Raw genomic sequence first — 17,702 nt, 5'->3', positions numbered from 1 at the left:
CCTTCTTCCCCTCCTCATTGCGGCAGCTCTCGCCTCGCTCCTAACCGGCGGGTCTGTCGCTGCCCCATGGTATTCGACACCGCTCTGATCGACGTTGGTCTGCTTGTGGTCGGCCTCGGCCTCCGCTGCGTCTGCGCAGCTGGCTTACCGTGTTCGACAAGGCGGCGAGGGGCGGCCCCGAGGAAGCCCGCGAAATCAGGCTCGCTCGTTGGCTCGGGCCGGCATTAGTGCCTTTCTCAGGGGCACGAAGTTGGGGAAGCGGTCACGGTCAGCGGAACGGACAGTCCCGATTGCGGACCGAGAGGCAGACCGCAAGCGCCCAGTCCGCGTGCAAGCCGATGCCGGGCCGATTGCCGCACGTGAGCGTGACGGCTCGAGGCGGCTGCGGTGAGCAGGCGCGATGCTGCCCTTCGACCGTCCAAACCTCGCCGGTGACATGAAGTTTCGGGCAGGCAGCAAGAGGGAGCTGGCATGGAATGCCCCTTTCGGAAGGGGAAAGCGCGACGGGAAGAGCAAGGATGTGAGTGCTTCGAGACAGCGAGACAGGCCGATCGTCGGTGTACCGCAACAGTCTCCTCCACCCGCCGACCGTCAGCCTGCGCATTCAGCGCGTCAGACGGCGCGACGGAACGATATAGGCGCGTGAGGCAGATGCTGGGAGTACCCCGCCAGAAGAGCGTTCAGGGTGCGGCAGGTCGTGACTTGGCAACTGTACCAGATCGACAGGATGCAGCGTATCGAATTTTCTCTACTGGATGGGGCGACGATAGGGATCGGTTATAGCACTCCCGTCAGCATCGGCCCCCCTCTCCGCCAGCCCAAGCAACGTGAGCGGTTGCAGCCGGCTTTGGCTGGGAGACGAGAGCGCAAGCGCGCCTCCTCTCGGCGGCACCTTCCTGTCTCTAGGAGGCGGCACGCTGCTGTCAGCAGTGCGACGCCCGGCTTCGCGCTGACGGCTGCACAGTGCGCTCCCCCTCACCCGAAGAGCGCCTCACTATCCTGCAAAGAAAGGGCGATGGGTGTGGACACGCCGCGCGCTGAGACCGCCTCCTTTCAAGCGTGCTCAGCAGACGGGCCTCTCAGCGTGCTCGGGGCAGGGAGCACGATCGCGCGCGAAAACGCGGACACGGTTGGGAAGACACGGCCGTCAGGGGATCCCGCAGCGTCAGTTCGCCCAGCCTGAGCGTCTGCTCCTGACCATCGGGGGGCAGCAGCCGTCACTGTTCCGGAGCGCGGGCATGGAAGGAAAGGGCTCAGAGGGGAGCGGAGCCGATGTTCGCGAAAAGCCCGCTCGCTAGCCGCGCGAGCGTCACGCGGCATCGCCCCTCGCTCATTCGACGACGATCAATTCGGTTCGACCGCTCGTCAACAGTTCGTTCCCCTGCTCCCGAATGAGAAACGTGTCTTCGAGATGGAGCGCTCCAAATCCCGCTTCCATGTAGACGATGTCGATATTCATCGTCATGTTGGCCTGCACCGTCTGCATTGGCGAGCGGGGATTGTCGGTATGCTCGAGCCCGACAGAATGGGGAGCGCAGGCGACAAACTCCGGGAAGCCTTCCCGCCGCACGGTCTCGCGAACGGTTTCGCTGATTTCGCTGAACGGAACGCCCGGGCGCGCCTTCTCGTAGCCCGCCTCGAAGCCGCGCCGCATCGCCTCGAAGCGCTGGCGGACCTTCGCGGCCGGCACGCCCCACGAGACTGTCCGGCCGAAGTCCCCGTGGTAATGCTGCCACGTTCCGAGTGCATCGACCATTAGGAAGTCCCCCGGCGCTGGCCGGTAGTCGGTGAACTGATGCTGGAAGGTGCCGGTGTGATGCGGCGAGCCGGTGAGCAGGTATTTCGCCTCCCCTCCTCGAAGCGCAATCGCCGAGCGATAGCGGGCGACGATCTCATCGATTCGCAGCCGCAGTGGGATCAGCCGCACCGCCTCGAGCGCCGCCGCTTCATTGACCTCCGCCGCTTTGCGCATCTTCTCGATCTCGGGCGCCGTCTTGATCATCCGAATGCGGCGCACGACGTCCACCGCGTCAAACGGCTGGAACCCCTCGAGCGGAATGCGGCCGGCGATCCCCGGCTCATCGAAGCCGATCCGGCCGCGCTCGAGGCCCCGGTCGGTCAGCGCCTTGGCAATCGCCTCAAACAGCGTGGGACTGGCGGTAGGCGCGAGCGTATCGCGCAGCTCCCGGAGGTAGCGCTCGGATTCCAGTAGTTCCTCGGCGAGATAGAGGATCGCGTCGCCCCGCGAGACGAGATAGACATCGCTGATCCACGGGTCCATCTCTGCGGCCGCGTTGAGGGTCAGGATCGAGCAGATGAGCGCAGGCTCACCCTGCGCCGGGACGAGAACCGCGGCGTAGCCGGGGAAATGCCAGAGCGGAGGCGAATCGAGCCCCGAAAAGTAATAGACATTGTGGGCAAGCGAGCAGACGACTGCTTCGAGCCCATGACGGCGGATCTCCTCGCGCGCTCGATCGTAGTCGGCGAGCGGCGGAAGGCGGCGTTGCGTGAACGAGTTTGTCATCCTTCCCTTGCTCCGTGGTGGAATGAAACGCGCGCAGCAGCCGCCGACTGGCGCAGGCGCTGTCGGAGGCGATCGATCGGCTGCCAGCCGTGCAGCGGGTCGCAGTACAGCCACCGCGCCCAGCCGTTCGTTGGGCCGCCGGCGAGGAGACGCCCCAGCTGATGGATCGACCCCTCGCGGCCGCGCCAGCGGAGCCGACCGGTCGCAAGCACCATTGCCATTTCGTCGGACCGGTCAAAGCGCAGCAGGTCGCCGGGGTGAAGCAGCCCAGCCTCGAGCAGGGCACCGAACGGGATGCGCCGCTCGCGAGGAGGAGGCCAGTCAAGCGCCACGTCGGCGACGGGCGCGACGGCGGCGATGCGCTGCCGGGCCATCGCGACGTAGGCTGCGTCCTGCTCGATGCCGATCCAGCGGCGGCCGAGCTTCTTCGCGACCGCTCCTGTTGTCCCCGTGCCGAAGAACGGGTCGAGCACGACATCGCCCGGCTGGCTGCTCGCGAGCAGGATGCGGTAGAGGAGTGCCTCCGGTTTTTGGGTCGGATGCGCCTTCCGCCCCTCGACGCGAAGCCGCTCGCTGCCGGAACAGACCGGCAGATACCAGTCGCTCCGCATTTGGAGATCGTCGTTGAGCGCTTTCATCGTTTGGTAATTGAAGGTGTAGGAAGCGCCGCGCTCACGCTGGGCCCAGAGGAGGGTCTCGTGGGCATTGGCAAACCGAACGCCGCGAAAGTTCGGCATGGGGTTCGTCTTGATCATCACAATGTCATTCAGGATCCAAAAGCCGAGGTCCTGAAGAATTGCGCCTACCCGATAGATGTTGTGGTAGGTGCCGATCACCCAGATAGTTCCCGTCGGCTTGAGGACACGCCGGCAGGCAGCGAGCCACCGTCGCGTGAAGGCATCGTAGGCGGCAAAGGAGCCGATTTGGTCCCAGCTCGCATCGACCGCAGCCACGCGACTGCCGTTTGGCCGATAGAGCGGCCGCTGCAGCTGCAAGTTGTAAGGAGGGTCAGCGAATACCAGGTCGACTGATGCGGGAGGAAAGGTTTCGAGGATCTCCACGCAATCGCCTTCAAGAACAGTATCGAGCGGGAGCGTCGGCACGAAAGAGATTGTAGCGCTACACTCCCGGCGTCCTGGAGGGAGCATGAACGTCTTGGTGACGGGCGGAGCGGGCTTCATCGGCAGCCACACCGTCGATCTCCTCGTGGCACGCGGCTATGCCGTGCGCGTGTTCGACGCCCTTCTCCCCCCGGTTCACCCGGTTCCCGTTTGGCCAGACTACCTTCCCGACGGCATTGAGCGCATCGCTGGGGACGTACGCGACCGTGACGCCCTCGCCCGCGCTCTGCGCGGGGTCGATGCCGTCATCCATCTCGCTGCTTATCAAGATTATCTGCCGGACTTCTCCACCTTCTTTCACACCAACGCGGTTGGAACCGCGCTCCTCTACGAGATCATCGTCGCCGAGCGGCTGCCGATCCGCAGGGTCGTGGTCGCCAGCTCGCAAGCGGTCTACGGCGAGGGACGCTACCGCTGCGAACGAGATGGCGACCAATACCCGCCGCCTCGGCCGGTAGAGCAGCTCGACCGCGGGGAGTGGGAGCCGCGCTGCCCAGTCTGTCGCGAGCCGATGGCATGGCAGCCGACCGATGAACGCCACGTCGACCCGCACAATCAGTATGCCCTTTCGAAATATACGGAGGAGCGGATCGCGCTTCTTCTCGGCGCGCGGTGGGGTATTCCCTCAGTGGCGCTGCGCTACTCGATCACGCAAGGCGCGCGTCAAAGCTTCACGAACGCCTACAGCGGTATTCTGCGCTCTTTCACCGTCCGCCTGCTCACCGGCCAGCGGCCAGTGGCCTATGAAGACGGGCAGCAGGTCCGCGACTATGTTTCTGTCAGCGACGTGGCGCGGGCAAACCTTCTCGCCTTGGAGGATGACCGCGCGATCGGCCGCGTCTTCAATGTCGGCAGCGGGCGGCCAACGACAGTGCTCGAATATGCGGCGCGCCTTGCGCGCTACCTCGGGTCCTCCCTCACTCCCGAGACGCCCGGCCTGTATCGCGCGGGCGATACCCGCCATATCGTCTCGGATATCTCGGCATTGCGCGCCCTCGGCTGGGAGCCAACCGGGACGCTCGACGCCATAATCGCCGAGTATGTCGAATGGGCGCGCCGCCAGCCAGGGCTCGATGACCACTATGGCGCAGCGATGCAGCGCATGCTTGCCACGGGCGCGCTGCGCCGGGCGACGACGTGACCCGGAAGCGTCGGGAGCCGCCTCCCTCGGCTCGCTTCTTTTGAGCTGTCGCCTGTTCCCGGGCAACGGGCCTGAAGGCGCGACGCTGCGAACGCGCGTCCGAGAGCGATGCCCGAGTATGCCGACGCCAGCGCGAGACCTGATCCAGCGGCGGTCATGCGTGCTCGCTCGACCGGCGAGATCGGAGCCGTATCGCTCTAGCCCGCTCGTCCTCCTCGACACGCCGACGCCGTTTCGCTATATCTCCCGGTAATGCAGGCGTCGAGCACTGTAAGCCAACGCCGACTGTTCAGCGCCGGAGGAGCCGGCGTCGCGCTCCTGCTGGCGGCGTTCGCGCTCCGCATCTCCAACCTCGGCAGCGACAGCTTCTGGATGGATGAGCTCAATACTGCGCTTGTCTCGGCGCAGCCGCTTTCTGCGATCCTCAGATGGAACCTCGACGTCGGGGTCCACCCGCCGGGACACCTGATCCTCGTCCATTTTTGGCAGCGGCTCGTCGGGGGGAGCGAGTTCGCGCTTCGCCTGCTCTCGCTCATTGCCGGCACGCTGGCGGTCGCGGCGGCATATCGACTCGCGCTCGACCTGTTCAACCTGCGCGCGGCCGTGATTGCCGCCCTGCTGCTCACCTTCTCGAACCTGATGATTTACTTCGCCCGCGAAAACCGCGCCTACGCTTGGCTGTCGATGCTCGGCGTGCTTGCCGTGCTGGTGACGCAGCGCGCGCTCCAGCGTGGCGGCGGTGTCTGGCTGGTGCTGCTGGGGATCCTGACGCTCGCCCCCTATCTTCACTACTACGGCGTCTTTGTCGCTGTTCTCGCCGGGGGTGCGGTTATCGCTTCCCTGCCGGCGCTCCCGCCAGGCCAACGCTGGCGGCCGATCGGACGCTTCGCGCTTGTCGTGCTCGGCGCAGCGGCGCTCTACCTGCCGTGGGTCCCGGGAGCGCAGCTTCAGCTGCACAACCGGCCTGATCTGGGATACTTCTGGCCGAATTCTCTTAGCGCCTTCCTCGACACCCTGGCCGCGATCACGCCGGACCTCCCCGTCTGGCTCCCCGTGAGCGTCATCGCGTACGCCGTCGTCCGCCGCACGAGCCGTCCTGTCCTGTTCCTCGCCGCTGTGCTCGCGATCGGCGTCGGCGCCGTGCTGCTGCTGAACGCCTTCAAAGCCACTCTCTTCTTCCGGAATGTGATCCTCTTTCTGCCGGTCTACACCGTCCTCTTCAGCGGCGCGCTGCTCGTTCTCGCCGCCGACCTCGCCCGCTGGATGTCGCTCCGTCGCGCGGCGCCGCTGCGTTCCAGCCTGATTGCGCAGGGAGTGCTCGTGAGCGCCGTCGCGCTCTCGCTCGTGCAGGCGCCGCCCACGCTTGCTTGGAAGGCCGCCCGACCCGATTGGCGCGGGGTAGCGCGGATGCTCGACGCGGAGGCGACCCCTGCCGACCTGATCCTCGTTGCCCAGTGGCCGTTCACGCTCACCTACTACCTTACCAATCCTCGCCTCGTCGACCGCGTGCAGGACGCGCTCAACACCAATGACGCCCTTGCCAGCGGACCCTGGACGTTTGACCAGCCGGCGACGGTCTGGTGGGTCATTCTCGGGCTCGAATCGAAATACGCCCCGGCATTCGCTGCCTCCCTTGGCGAGGGGTATGAGATTGACGATCGCTTCTTTGAGCTGACGGTCGTCAAGCGTCGTGGGGTTGCCAGCCGGGCGGAGGCGCTCTATCGTGCGGGTGAGGTGTTGGAGGCGCTCGGCCTTGCCCAGCTAACCTATCCCCACGATCCGCTCGCGCGCGGGCTGGAGCTTCTCGAGCGTTCGAATCTGCCGCAATCCCCTGTTTCCCGGCTCTTCCGGGCAACTCGAGCGGCGATGCGCCAGCCCCTCTCGGCGCAGCTTCAGCTCCGGCTCGGCAATGAACTGCTAGCGAACGGGCTTGAGGAAGAAGCGGCTGCGGCATTTGAGAAGGCAACCGAACTGGAAGAGCAGGGGGCTATTCGCCACCTCGCGGCGCGCAACCTTGGGCAGCTTCGCCTCCGCCAAGGCCGGGTCGGCGAAGCGCGGGAGTGGTTCGAGACGGCGATCGACGCCCAGCCAGACTGGGCGTTCTGGCCGCTTCTCGGGCTTGGCGAAGCGCTTCTCCGCCAAGGCGATCGCTCTGGCGCCGAGGCGGCATTCGCCCGAGCCGCGAACGACGAGGCGCACCCCGACCGGATCGTCGCCGTCAAGCGCCTCGCCGCGTTCTACCGCGAGGACGGACGGCTGCACGACGCGCGCGAACTGCTCACGCGCTACCTCGCGCACTCTCCCCGCGACCCACGAGGCTGGCTGGAGTACGGCGATGTGCTGAGCGCCTTGGGCAGCCAAGGGGAAGCTGAATTCGCCTATCGCCGCACGGTCGAACTCGAGGCGATGGGAGCACTCGCTTACGAGGCGGCGATGCGCCTCGGGAACGCCGCGAATGCCCGCGGCGAGCGAGCGCAGGCCCTCGAGTGGTACGCCGTCGCCCGCGAACGCCAGCCGGCGTGGACTTTTTGGCCCAGCCTTGCCCGAGCCGCAGTCTTTCGTCAAGCCGGACAGTTTGCGGAAGCAGAGCGAGAGATTCAGCGCGCGCTGGCCGTCGAGAACAACCCCGACCGGTTCGTCGCCCTTGCTGAACTGGCCCTCCTTCGTGCTGCCGAAGGCCGTGCCGAGGAAGCGCAGTCGCTCGCCGTTCAGGTCCTCGCCCTCGGAGGGGTGACGCCCGAAGTCGCTGAGCGGATGCGGGCGCTCCTCCGTCCCTAAACCGGTCTGCCGCATTGAGGCGCTGCCCCTGGCGAGCGATGTTTGCTGCGGCGAGCCAACGTCGTGGAAGGTCTGGGTCTGCGGTGGGACGGGGCGGAGCAGACAGGGTAACTCCCTCGGGTCGGGGCGCCCGGAGCCGGTATCCCGGTTGCTTGTCTCATCCTTCTCCCGGTGCGGGCGCAGGCCGGCGGGAAAGCCTCCAGCTGCGCCCGCCAAGCCGAGCTTGGCCTAAAGCTCGGCGGGCGTCTGCCGGTCGCGCGCAGGGCGGAGGCGCCGCGCCGACCGCCCCTTGAACAGCCTCGACCTCAGCGTCACCACGCCGACGCCGACTGCACCCCCACCTCCCCTGCCGACGCTCATCGGCCGGCTCCGCGTACCTATCACCTCCCTGACGGCCGCCGCGTGAGCGGCGTCGCTCAGACGCTCTTGGTGATGCCCTGGATGTTGAAGCCGAATGAGACGCCCTTCTTGAAGTCGTTGATCTTCGACGAGTAGCCCCAGATCTGCGTCGGCTGGTAGAGCGGAGCAACGACGTGCAGGTCGTTGATGATGCGGATGCACTCCTGGAGCAGCGCGAGCCGCTTCGCTTGATCGAGTTCGGCGCGGGCAGCGAGCAGCGTTCGGTCGAACTCGGGATTTTCCATCCGGCGGGTCGCTCCCTGCGAGGTCCAGAACTGGAGCGTCAGGTCGGCGTCCAAGAGCGGCTGCACGAGCGAGAGGATGATCTGCATCGGCCCCAGCTGGCTGGCAAAGAACCGCGTGTTCCAGACGTTCAGGTCCATGGCGTCGATCTGCGCCTCGATGCCGATCTGGCGCAGCTGGTCCGCGACGTACTGGCCGACATCGGTGACAAACGGGATCCCCGTATTGAACTCGAGGGTCGTCTTGAAGCCGTTCGGGTAGCCGGCCTCGGCCAAAAGCTGGCGGGCGCGCGCGGGGTTGTATTCAGGGTCGCGCGCGTTCGGGTTGTAGCCGAAGGTCGCCTCGCCGACGAACTGGCCGCTGATCGGCCGGTAGTAGCCCGAGAAGAGGTTGTCGATAAGCGGCTTCTTGTCGATCGCCATCCGGACGGCCTGGCGCACGCGGATGTCCTTGAACGGAGTGTCGAGCAGCGGGCTGAGATAAACTGAGACGACGGCGCCTGCCGGGATCGGCGCGATCTTGAAATCCGGCGAGTTGGCAAGCGCCTTCGCGGCGTCGATCGACAGGGCGGTGGCGATATCCGCTTGGCCGGTGCGGAGCGCGTTCAGCCGCGCGCTCGGCTCCGGGACTAAGAGCCACACCCACTCCTTCGTCTTCGAGGCACCGCGCCACGACTCCGGCCACGCCTCGATTGTCACCGACGTGTTCGGCACGAAGTTGGTGATGCGGTACGGGCCGCTGCCGATAGGGCGCTGCGCAAAGGCCGCCTCGCCCACCTGCTCGTAATACCGCTGCGGGATGATCCGCATATCGACCAGCCGGCCGGGGACGAGCGCGTCCGGCGTCCGCGCCACGACCCGCACCGTCAGGGGGTCGACCGCGACGATGTCCTCGATCGTGGTCGCGATGCGGCTGAAGCCGGTCATCGGCGCGCCGTTCGGCCCAGATGAGATCCCGCGCTTGTAGGAGAAGACGACGTCGCTCGCCTGCAGGGGGTCGCCGTTCTGGAAGCGGACATTCGGCCGCAGGGTGAACGTCCATGTCTTGCCGCCATCCTCCGACCGCCACGCTGTCGCCAGCCCGGGCGCGATCCTATCGTTCTCCATCCGGACGAGGTTGTCGAAGACGGCGTCGATCACCTCGCCGGAGTCGCCGACGATGAGCAAGCCCGGATCGAAGGTCGGCGGGAACAGCTGGGTCGCCACCGTGATTCGTTCGGCGATGCGGGCCGGCTGCGGGGCGGTGCCAGCCCCCGGCTGCGCGGGCGCGCCGGGCGAGGGTTGGGGGGCACAGGCAGCGAGCAGCCCCCCTGCGACAGGGACGCTCCCTGCAAGCGCCATCAGTCGGAGCAGGTCTCGTCGCGAGAGGGATGAAGTGATGTCGCTCATTGGCTCCCTCCTCCAGTGACCACAGCACACAGTGTAAAGTGCGTTGATTCGCTTCGTCAAAATTGTTGCCGCGTCGCTCGCGCTGGAGAAGACGCTACGATCGAACGGAACAGGAGGCTGCCCTGCCGATCCGCTATCTCCCGCCTGACCTGCGGGAGCGCATCGCTGCCGGCGAAGTGATCGAGCGTCCTGCCTCGGTCGTCAAGGAGCTGGTCGAGAACGCGCTCGACGCTGGCGCCCGCCGCATCGTCATCGAGGTCCGCGCCGGCGGGTTCGGCGGCATCACGGTCTCCGACGACGGCTGCGGGATTCCGGCCGATGAGTTGCCGCTTGCGGTCGCGCGCCACGCGACGAGCAAGCTGGCCGCCGGCGACGACCTGCGCGCTATCGCCACCTTGGGCTTTCGCGGCGAGGCGCTGGCGAGCATTGCGGCAGTGAGTGAGCTGACGATCCGCTCGCGCCCGCCGGAGGCTGCTGTCGGCGCCTGCCTGACCGTCCGGGGAGGGCAATGTGGCGCGAGCGACTGGGTCGGCGGTCCGCCGGGGACGACCGTGACGGTCCGCGACCTGTTTTTCAACATGCCGGCGCGACGCAGCGGCCCAGCGATCAGCCGCCCGATTACTGACGTCGTTGCCGCCTATGCGCTGCTCCACCCGGACGTCCGCTGGAAGTTCGTGAGCAACGGCACAGTTGTTTTCGAGACGCCCGGCACCGGCCTGACCGGTTCGCTGGCCGCCGTTTTCGGGCACGAGACAACACGGCGGCTGCTTCCCGTTGCAAGCGTTCTCGTCGAAGGCGCGATCAGCCCGCCGGGGCTCAGCCGCTCCGACCGCCGTCACCTCGTGATCGGCGTGAATGGGCGCCCCGTCCGCAACCCGGCGCTCTTCCGGGCGGTCGAAGCGGCATACCGGTCGCTCCTCCCGCGCGGTCGCTCGCCGCTCGGCGTGCTCGACCTCTCCCTCGATCGCGACCGTGTCGACCCAAACATCCATCCAGCGAAGCTCGAGGTCCGGATCGACGATGAGCGCGCGCTCGCGGAACAGCTGCAGCAAGCTGTCGAAGCAGCGCTCAGCCGCCGCCTCGCCACGCCAGCGTGGCCGCGGCGGGCAGTGCTCGGGCTCGCAGGCGGGCAGGCGTCGTTCGGCCGTGACTTCGGGGTCGCGGAAGAGCCCGCAGACTACGCGCCGGACGAGCCCGATCTCACGCAACTCCGCGCGATCGGCCAGTTCGACAACACCTTCATCATCGCTCTCGGTCCCGACGGCCTCTATCTCGTCGACCAGCACCGCGCCCATGAGCGCATCCTCTACAGCGACCTCGCGCGCCGCGCCGCGGAGAATGTCCAGCCGCCGCTCTTTGAGGGCCCCGAGGGCGACGACGCGCTCGCCCGCGCTGCCTGCACCTCGGCGCTCAAGGCAGGCCAGCCGCTCGACCCGGGCGAGCAGCAAGAATTGCTGCGCCGCCTTGCTCTCGCCGATGTGCCCACCACCTGTCCCCATGGCGCGCCGACCATCCTCCGCTTCGACCGCCGCTTCCTCAAGCGCCAGTTTGGCCGGCGCTAGCGCCAGCAGGTTTGCCGACCCCCTCGCCGGCCGATGCAGGGCATCGACCTCTCTCTGCTTCCGGCGTAGTGACCGCGCGGCACCGCTGCGGGAAGCGTTCCCAACCCGCCCGTTCATTCACCCGGCCGGTGAGGCGATGGCCAGACAAGCACTGCCGCTACCGTATCCTCGCCACCAGCAGCGAAGTCGGTGTCGTTGCGACCTGCCGCAGACCGATGCGCAGCCTCGGGCGCAGCCGGGGCGCACCGTCGCGAGGCAGCTCTCGCCTTCCCAGTTCGGGATTGCCTCGGCCGCCTCCGGCGGCCTCGCAATGACGAGGAGGACCACGCAACCGCTGTTCCTCGACTGCCTCGACCACTCGCAATGACGAGGAGGACCGCGCCGTGCGCCGCACGACGCTGCCGCGGCCTCCCTCCTGCGCACGGGCGATCGGACGCTGACCTCGCTCCGCGGCCCGGATTACGCCGATTTCTCGCCCGCCTAAGGACACCGGCAGAACGCGGCGCGCCGCCCAGCGCTGCCGCGGCTCGCGCGCGGGCGACCGGCAGGATGTTCGCTTTGCCTAGGCACCAGCTTCGCTTGCGCGCTGTTCTGAGATGAGGAAACGCATGAGCGCGCCTGTCACCCGCGCGGCGAGAGCGCCGCTAGTAGCCTTTCTCTGGGTCGCAGACATTGAGGAGCGGCTGGCCGGCGATATAACGCTCGAGGTTCGCGATGAACAGGCGCAGGACGCGGTGGAAATGCCCCTCATACGAGCCGGAGACGTGCGGAGTGAGAATGACGTTGTCGAGGTCCCAGAGCGGACTGCTTGGCGGGAGGGGTTCGGTCTGAAAGACGTCGAGCGCGGCGCCCGCAATCACCCCCTCGCGGAGCGCAGCCGCTAGCGCCTCTTCGTCTACCAATGCGCCTCGAGCCACATTGACAAGATAGGCGCTCCGCTTCATCGTCTGCAGCTGGCGCGCGCCGATCAGGCCGCGCGTCTCAGCAGTGTGGGGCGCGGTGAGGACGACGACATCCGCCTCCGCAAGCAGCCGGTCCAAGTCTGCAGGGCCGCCCAGCCAGGCGACGCCAGGCGGCGGGGCGGCCGGCCCGGACCGGCGAATGGCGATGACGCGCATGCCCAACGCCTGAGCGCGACGCGCGAGTTCGCTTCCGATTGTCCCTAATCCGACGATGCCGACGGTGATCTCCTCGAGGCTGAGCGCGGGATGGCGATCCCAGCACTTTGCGGGCTGCTGCCGGATGTAGCGCGGCAGGTTCTTGGCGAACGCAAGGATGGCGGCGAGCGCCCATTCGGCAACATAGCGGGCATTCAGCCCTTTGGCATTCGTCACCACAATGCCGCGCTCAAAGACACCGGCGGCAGCGACTTGGTCCAGTCCGGCCCACGGGATTTGGATCCATTTCAGGTCGGGCGCACAGTCGACGAGCGGACGCGCCGGTCCCATCAGGAGGAGCGCTTCTACCCCAGCGAGCTGAGAGGGAAGAGCGGCCACGAGGGCGCGGTACTGCTCGCTCTCCGGCGGGGCAGGAGGGTGCCAACTTCCCCAGACTGAGAGGTCGACCAATTCGACATCCGGCACTGCCCGGAGGAGCTCCCACTCTTCCGCACTGAAGGTTCCCGCAATCGCTGCTTTGACGGTCATAGCCGGCTCCGGGATGAGGTCGAGCAGATTGTAGGCTGGTTGACCGGCACTCTTGCGCGTGCCTATCATCGGCAGCTCCGAACAACTCGCACAAACGATGAGGGAAGACACCATGGCATCACGCCCCGAGCAGCTGGAACGAGGACGGAAGCGCATTCAAGAGATATTCGGCGAGTTCGCTCCCGAGATTCGCGCCGGCTTTGAGGATATTGCGCCGGACTTTTTCGAATATGCCGATGAGTATGTCTTCGGCGGGCTCTGGTGCCGCGAGGGGATCGACCTCAAGACGCGCATCCAGATTGTCATCGGCGCGCTTACTGTCCTCGGGCTGGACTTCACCCTCGGGCACCACATCCGGGCGGCGCTCGTCAATGGGCTCACCAAGCAGGAGATCATCGAGACCATCATGGCGGTCGCGCCGTACGGCGGTCACCCCCGTGCGATTGGCGCTTTTCGCGTCGCCAAGGCGGCTTTCACCGAGTGGGACGCCCGCCATCCCGACCAGGCGCGCTCGAACGCCTCTTAGGATTCTGTGACGGGAGCCGGGGCATGAAGTGGGAAGAGCGGCAGAACCCAGCGAAGCGAACCAGAGTATCGCACGATGCCGCCGGCATCTCGTTCCTAAGCGGGGCTTCTCATGCCCGAGCGCACGCCCTCCCCCTAGCGACCGGTTGCGGACAGGAGGTCTCTCCGCCCGCGAGCAGCCGAGAGGGCACGAGGATCCGTCCCCAGCGCCCTTCGGCAACCGGCAGGCAGCGAAGCTGGGGGAGACGGCGCCGTTGCGTCTGGCCCGTAGCGACGGCGAACCCAACCGGCTGCTTCGCGCAATCGGGCTGCCTATACTAGGAGTGTGCTGCGCCCCCGCCGGATGCGCGATGACGACATCCTCGCCTGCCTTGATCTTGACCCCGGCTACACCACCGACTGGGCATGGCAGCTCGAACGGCGGGAATGGGGTGAGGAGACTAGCTTTTCTCTTCGGCCGGTCAAGCTGCCCCGTCCTCGGACAGTCGACGGGTATCCGATCATCCCGCCCCTGGAGGAACGGCTGGAGGACGCCGACTTCGCGCTCCTCCTGGAGGACCTCGCGGTCGCGGCCTACATCCTCGCCAAGCGGGTCGGCGGCCGCGCGATCCTCGACCTCGTTGTGGTGGGGGCGCCGTGGCGACGTCAAGGGCTGGGCGGGCAGCTGGTCGGCGAAGTCCGCGCATGGGCGCGACGATGCGGTCTCCGCTTTCTTGAGGCGAGCGTTGACGCGCGGAATGCGCCGGCAATCCGCTTTCTTCAGAAGCAGGGATTTACGATTCGGGGCGTGCGCGACGTCGTGGACCGCGAGGACGAGGTAACGCTCCTCCTCGCCGCTCCGCTCACGTAAGCGCCCCGCAGGAGGATCCGTGGGCGTGCGGAAGCAACTTGGGATTGGGCTGCTCGGGCTCGGCACCGTTGGCAGCGGCGTCGCGCGTATCTTGCCGACAAAAGGCGAAGCGCTGTTCAGCCACCTCGGCGCTTCGCTGATCATCCGTCGCGTGCTCGTGCGCGACCCCGCAAAGCCGCGGCCGGTGCGCCTCGATCCCGCACTCCTCACCACGAACCCTGCCGACGTCCTCGACGATCCCGAAGTCGACATTGTGGTCGAGGTGATCGGCGGCGAAGACCCGGCCCTCCGCTTCCTCGAACGCGCAATCGCCAACGGCAAGCATGTCGTCACCGCGAACAAAGAGGTGATCGCCAAGCACGGCCCAGAACTGCTGCGCGCCGCCGCCGCCCAGGGAGTTGCAGTGAAATACGAGGCGAGCGTCGGCGGCGGCATTCCGATCATCGCGGTCTTCCAGCACGACCTGAGCGCGAACGAGATCCGCGAGATCCGGGCCATTATCAACGGGACGACCAACTACATCCTGACCAAGATGGCAGTCGACGGAAGCGACTTCGAGACGGCGCTCGCTGAGGCGCAGGCGCTCGGCTACGCCGAACCTGACCCCGCCGCCGATATCGACGGCCATGACGCGGCCTATAAGCTCGCCATTCTCAGCTCGCTCGGCTTCCATGCCGACATTCGGCCCCATCAGGTCTTTCGCGAAGGGATCCGCCGCCTCTCGGCGCGAGATTTCAAATATGCCGCCGACCTCGGGTACGCGATTAAGCTGCTGGCGATTGGGCGGAACACCGCGCGCGGCATCGAGGTGCGGGTACACCCGACCCTCATCCCGCGCGACCAGCTGCTCGCCAAAGTCGACGGCGTGTTCAACGGCATCGAGGTCGAAGGAGACCTCGTCGGACGGCTGATGTTGTACGGGCGCGGCGCAGGCGCGGAGCCGACGACGAGCGCGGTGGTCGCGGATGTGGTCGATCTCGTCCAAAATCTCGTGCGCGGCGTCTCGCCCGCCTCAACAGAGCCGCCGCGCCGCCCCGTTGTCGTCATCCCGATGGACCATGTCAGCTCCCGGTTCTACCTGCGGCTCATCGTCGCCGACCGGGCGGGTGTTCTCGCCCAGATCGCGCGCGAGTTCGGCGACCACGCTATCAGCATCGCCTCTGTCATCCAAGTCGCCGCCGACGCCGATGCAGGTACCGCCGAACTTGTCGTGATGACCCATCGCGCCAGCGAATCGGCAATGCAGCAGACGGTCGCTGCCATCGCCCGCCTTCCCGTCGTCGCAACGGTCGCCAGCTTTCTGCGCGTGGAGGAGTGAGGTGCAGCCGCTCGAGTGGAGTCGCTTGAATGGAACGATCGCCTGGCTGGAAGATGAAGCGCGGCAAGCAAAAGCAGGGCTCAACCGGCTGAGCGGCCAATACGACCAGCTCATCGGCCTGATGCGCGACTTCGCCGACCAACTGCGCGTGATGCAGGACTCCCTCGCCGCTCTGCGCTCTCAGACCGGGCACATCGCCACCCTCGACGAAACGTTGAAAAGCGTCCAAGGCGCGCTCGCCCACTGCCGCGACTCCCTTGCCGACCTCACTGCGTCCACCGACCGCGCCCGTAAGGCCGACCAAGGGGAGGTCGAGCGGCTGCGCGGCATTCTCTCCGAAGCGTGGCGCCGGATTGAGGCGCTTCGGAGCGACGTCGACCCCCTCACCGGCAAGATCCAAAACCTGAGCGAGTCGCAGCAGCGCATCATCGAGTCGATCCAATCCGCCCACAGCGCCAACGACGCCCTCCGCGCAGAACTGGCGCAGCTTGCCCAGAAGATCCAGATCAGCGCGGAGCGTGAGAAACGGGTTGACGACCGCTTCAGCGACCTGCAGCTTCAGATCGACGCCCTCTCCCGTCACCACGAAGCGCTGGCTGACCAGCTTCGGATCCTTTCTGACCGCCTGCACCACGCTGAAGATCGCCTCGCGGCATTTCTCGCCGAGGAGGACGCTCGCCGCGCCCTCGAACAGCAAGTCAGTCTTGTCCGGGTGGCGCTCGCGCGGGTCGAAAAGCTGACGCACGACCTCGACGTTCGAACGACAGAGCAGAAAAATCAGATCGATGAAACCTATCGGCTCGCCAAGCAGGTGGACGACCGCCGAGCCGCTCTCGCCGAGCGGGTCACTGAGCAGGCGGCGGCGATCCAGCGCGTGCGGGAGGAGCTCGCCGAACTGCTCGCAGACTACGAGTCGCTCGAGGAGCAGCATCGCGTCCGCCTCGTCACGGAGCTTCAGCAGCAGATCCGCGACGTCCGGGCGCGGATCGCCAAGGCGCGGGGGAAATGACCCTCACGGTTCGTGTGCCGGCCAGCAGCGCTAATCTCGGTCCCGGCTTCGACTGCCTGGGGCTTGCGCTCGCGCTCTATAACGAGATCCGCATCTCGGCCGCTTCCATTCCTCACATCAGCATTACCGGCGAAGGCGAACACGACCTGCGACGCGACCCCTCGAACCTCGCTTACCGCTGCGCGACGATCGGCTACCAGCTCTCCGGCCGGGCTGCGCCGGCCTTCGCTCTCGAACTGCGCAACGCGATCCCGCTCTCGCGCGGGCTGGGCAGCAGCAGTACGGCGATCGTCGGCGGGCTGCTCGCGGGTGCGACCCTCGCCGGCCTTCGGCTGTCGCGCGAGGAACTGGTGACCAAAGCGGCCGAGATCGAAGGCCATCCCGACAATGTCGCCCCCGCCGTCTACGGCGGCTGCACAGTCGCCGTCGTCGCCAACGGCGTCCAGGTGGCGCCCATCCCCTTTCCAGCGGGGCTGCGGGCGCTTGTGTATGTACCGACGCGGCGGCTGCCGACAGCGAAGGCACGAGGAGTGCTGCCCGAGACCGTTTCGCGCGCCGATGCCGTGTTCAATCTCGGCAGAACGGCGCTTCTCGTCGCGGCGCTCTGGGCCGACCGTCGCGATCTGCTGCCGATCGCGTGCGAAGACCGGCTGCATCAGGACGCCCGCGCCGCCTTGATCCCCGCGCTTCCCCGGGTGCTCGCCGCAGCGCGGGAGGCGGGGGCGCGTTTGGTCGCCCTCTCTGGTGCGGGACCGAGCATCCTCGCCCTCGTCGACGAGCGGGATGAGGAGGTTGCCGCCGCGATGGCGGCTGCGGCCGGCAGTGAGCTGCCGGGGCGAGTGCTGCCGCTCGCTATTGCCCGCGAGGGGGTGACGGTCGAGCGATGAACTTCCGCGATGCGGTCTACGCCCTCGTCTCGCGCATTCCGCCGGGCCGGGTCATGACGTATGGGCAAGTCGCCGCGTCGCTCGGGCTGCCGCGGGCAGCGCGCGCCGTCGGCACGGCGCTGCACTATCTGCCCGACCCGACCGCCGTGCCGTGGTGGCGCGTCATCAACCGCGAAGGGCGGATCAGCACGCGCTGCTTCGACCATCCGCCGGAGTATCAGCGGCACCTCCTGCTCGAAGAAGGGGTTGTGCCCGACGCAGACGGCGTAATCTCCCTTGCGCGCTACCGCTGGTGGCCCTCGCCCGAGGAG

General features: G+C 67.0%; 12 protein-coding genes and 1 pseudogene. 9 read left to right on the top strand and 4 right to left on the bottom strand.

Features of this window, described 5'->3' with window-relative positions; all coding sequences use genetic code 11:
- Positions 1 to 1,330 precede the first annotated feature (1,330 nt).
- On the bottom strand, positions 1,331 to 2,524 hold the full coding sequence (locus NZ773_03570) for a Xaa-Pro peptidase family protein (protein MCS6801006.1): 1,194 nt from the start codon (positions 2,522 to 2,524) through the stop codon (positions 1,331 to 1,333).
- The gene (locus tag NZ773_03565; protein MCS6801005.1) at positions 2,521 to 3,672 is read right to left on the bottom strand and encodes a DNA methyltransferase; all 1,152 of its coding nucleotides are present in this window, start codon (positions 3,670 to 3,672) and stop codon (positions 2,521 to 2,523) included. Before NZ773_03565 ends, NZ773_03570 begins: the two co-directional genes overlap by 4 nt.
- Here NZ773_03565 and NZ773_03560 point away from each other — a divergent pair.
- Positions 3,671 to 4,786 carry an NAD-dependent epimerase/dehydratase family protein gene (locus NZ773_03560; protein ID MCS6801004.1) on the top strand — a complete coding sequence of 372 codons (1,116 nt, stop codon included), beginning with the start codon at positions 3,671 to 3,673 and terminating at the stop codon, positions 4,784 to 4,786. The genes NZ773_03565 and NZ773_03560 overlap by 2 nt on opposite strands.
- A 252-nt stretch (positions 4,787 to 5,038) precedes the next feature.
- Complete coding sequence (locus NZ773_03555; GenBank protein ID MCS6801003.1) at positions 5,039 to 7,564, top strand: glycosyltransferase family 39 protein; 2,526 nt, start codon at positions 5,039 to 5,041, stop codon at positions 7,562 to 7,564.
- A gap of 416 nt (positions 7,565 to 7,980) precedes the next feature.
- On the opposite strand, the gene NZ773_03550 is transcribed toward NZ773_03555, so the two are convergent.
- Positions 7,981 to 9,594, bottom strand: a complete 1,614-nt coding sequence (locus NZ773_03550) for an ABC transporter substrate-binding protein (protein MCS6801002.1) — start codon at positions 9,592 to 9,594, stop codon at positions 7,981 to 7,983.
- A gap of 65 nt (positions 9,595 to 9,659) precedes the next feature.
- On the opposite strand from NZ773_03550, the gene mutL reads away from it, so the two are divergent.
- Entirely contained in the window at positions 9,660 to 11,156 is a 1,497-nt protein-coding gene (gene mutL / locus NZ773_03545) for a DNA mismatch repair endonuclease MutL (GenBank protein MCS6801001.1), read from the top strand.
- A 644-nt stretch (positions 11,157 to 11,800) separates the two neighbouring features.
- Here the strand turns inward: mutL and NZ773_03540 are convergent.
- Positions 11,801 to 12,871, bottom strand: coding sequence for a D-2-hydroxyacid dehydrogenase (locus NZ773_03540; GenBank protein MCS6801000.1), 1,071 nt, complete (start codon positions 12,869 to 12,871; stop codon positions 11,801 to 11,803).
- Between the two features lie 43 nt (positions 12,872 to 12,914).
- Here NZ773_03540 and NZ773_03535 point away from each other — a divergent pair, with 43 nt between their 5' ends.
- From NZ773_03535 to NZ773_03510, 6 genes and pseudogenes are all read left to right on the top strand, one after another.
- Complete coding sequence (locus NZ773_03535; GenBank protein ID MCS6800999.1) at positions 12,915 to 13,328, top strand: carboxymuconolactone decarboxylase family protein; 414 nt, start codon at positions 12,915 to 12,917, stop codon at positions 13,326 to 13,328.
- A gap of 324 nt (positions 13,329 to 13,652) precedes the next feature.
- Positions 13,653 to 14,177, top strand: coding sequence for a GNAT family N-acetyltransferase (locus tag NZ773_03530; GenBank protein MCS6800998.1), 525 nt, complete (start codon positions 13,653 to 13,655; stop codon positions 14,175 to 14,177).
- Positions 14,178 to 14,196: 19 nt separating this feature from the next.
- Complete coding sequence (locus tag NZ773_03525; GenBank protein MCS6800997.1) at positions 14,197 to 15,495, top strand: homoserine dehydrogenase; 1,299 nt, start codon at positions 14,197 to 14,199, stop codon at positions 15,493 to 15,495.
- Position 15,496: 1 nt separating this feature from the next.
- Complete coding sequence (locus NZ773_03520) at positions 15,497 to 16,504, top strand: hypothetical protein (GenBank protein ID MCS6800996.1); 1,008 nt, start codon at positions 15,497 to 15,499, stop codon at positions 16,502 to 16,504.
- Positions 16,501 to 17,391, top strand: a complete 891-nt coding sequence (gene thrB, locus NZ773_03515; GenBank protein ID MCS6800995.1) for a homoserine kinase — start codon at positions 16,501 to 16,503, stop codon at positions 17,389 to 17,391. The genes NZ773_03520 and thrB overlap by 4 nt, the downstream gene beginning before the upstream one ends.
- Positions 17,388 to 17,690: pseudogene (locus NZ773_03510) on the top strand (MGMT family protein). Before thrB ends, NZ773_03510 begins: the two are co-directional and overlap by 4 nt.
- Positions 17,691 to 17,702: the final 12 nt, after the last annotated feature.

It is taken from the genome of Dehalococcoidia bacterium (assembly GCA_025054935.1).
Taxonomy (GTDB): Bacteria; Chloroflexota; Dehalococcoidia; order SpSt-223; family SpSt-223; genus JANWZD01.
The sequence above is the reverse complement of the archived record's forward strand: the minus strand, read 5'-3'. Positions and strand labels throughout refer to the sequence as shown.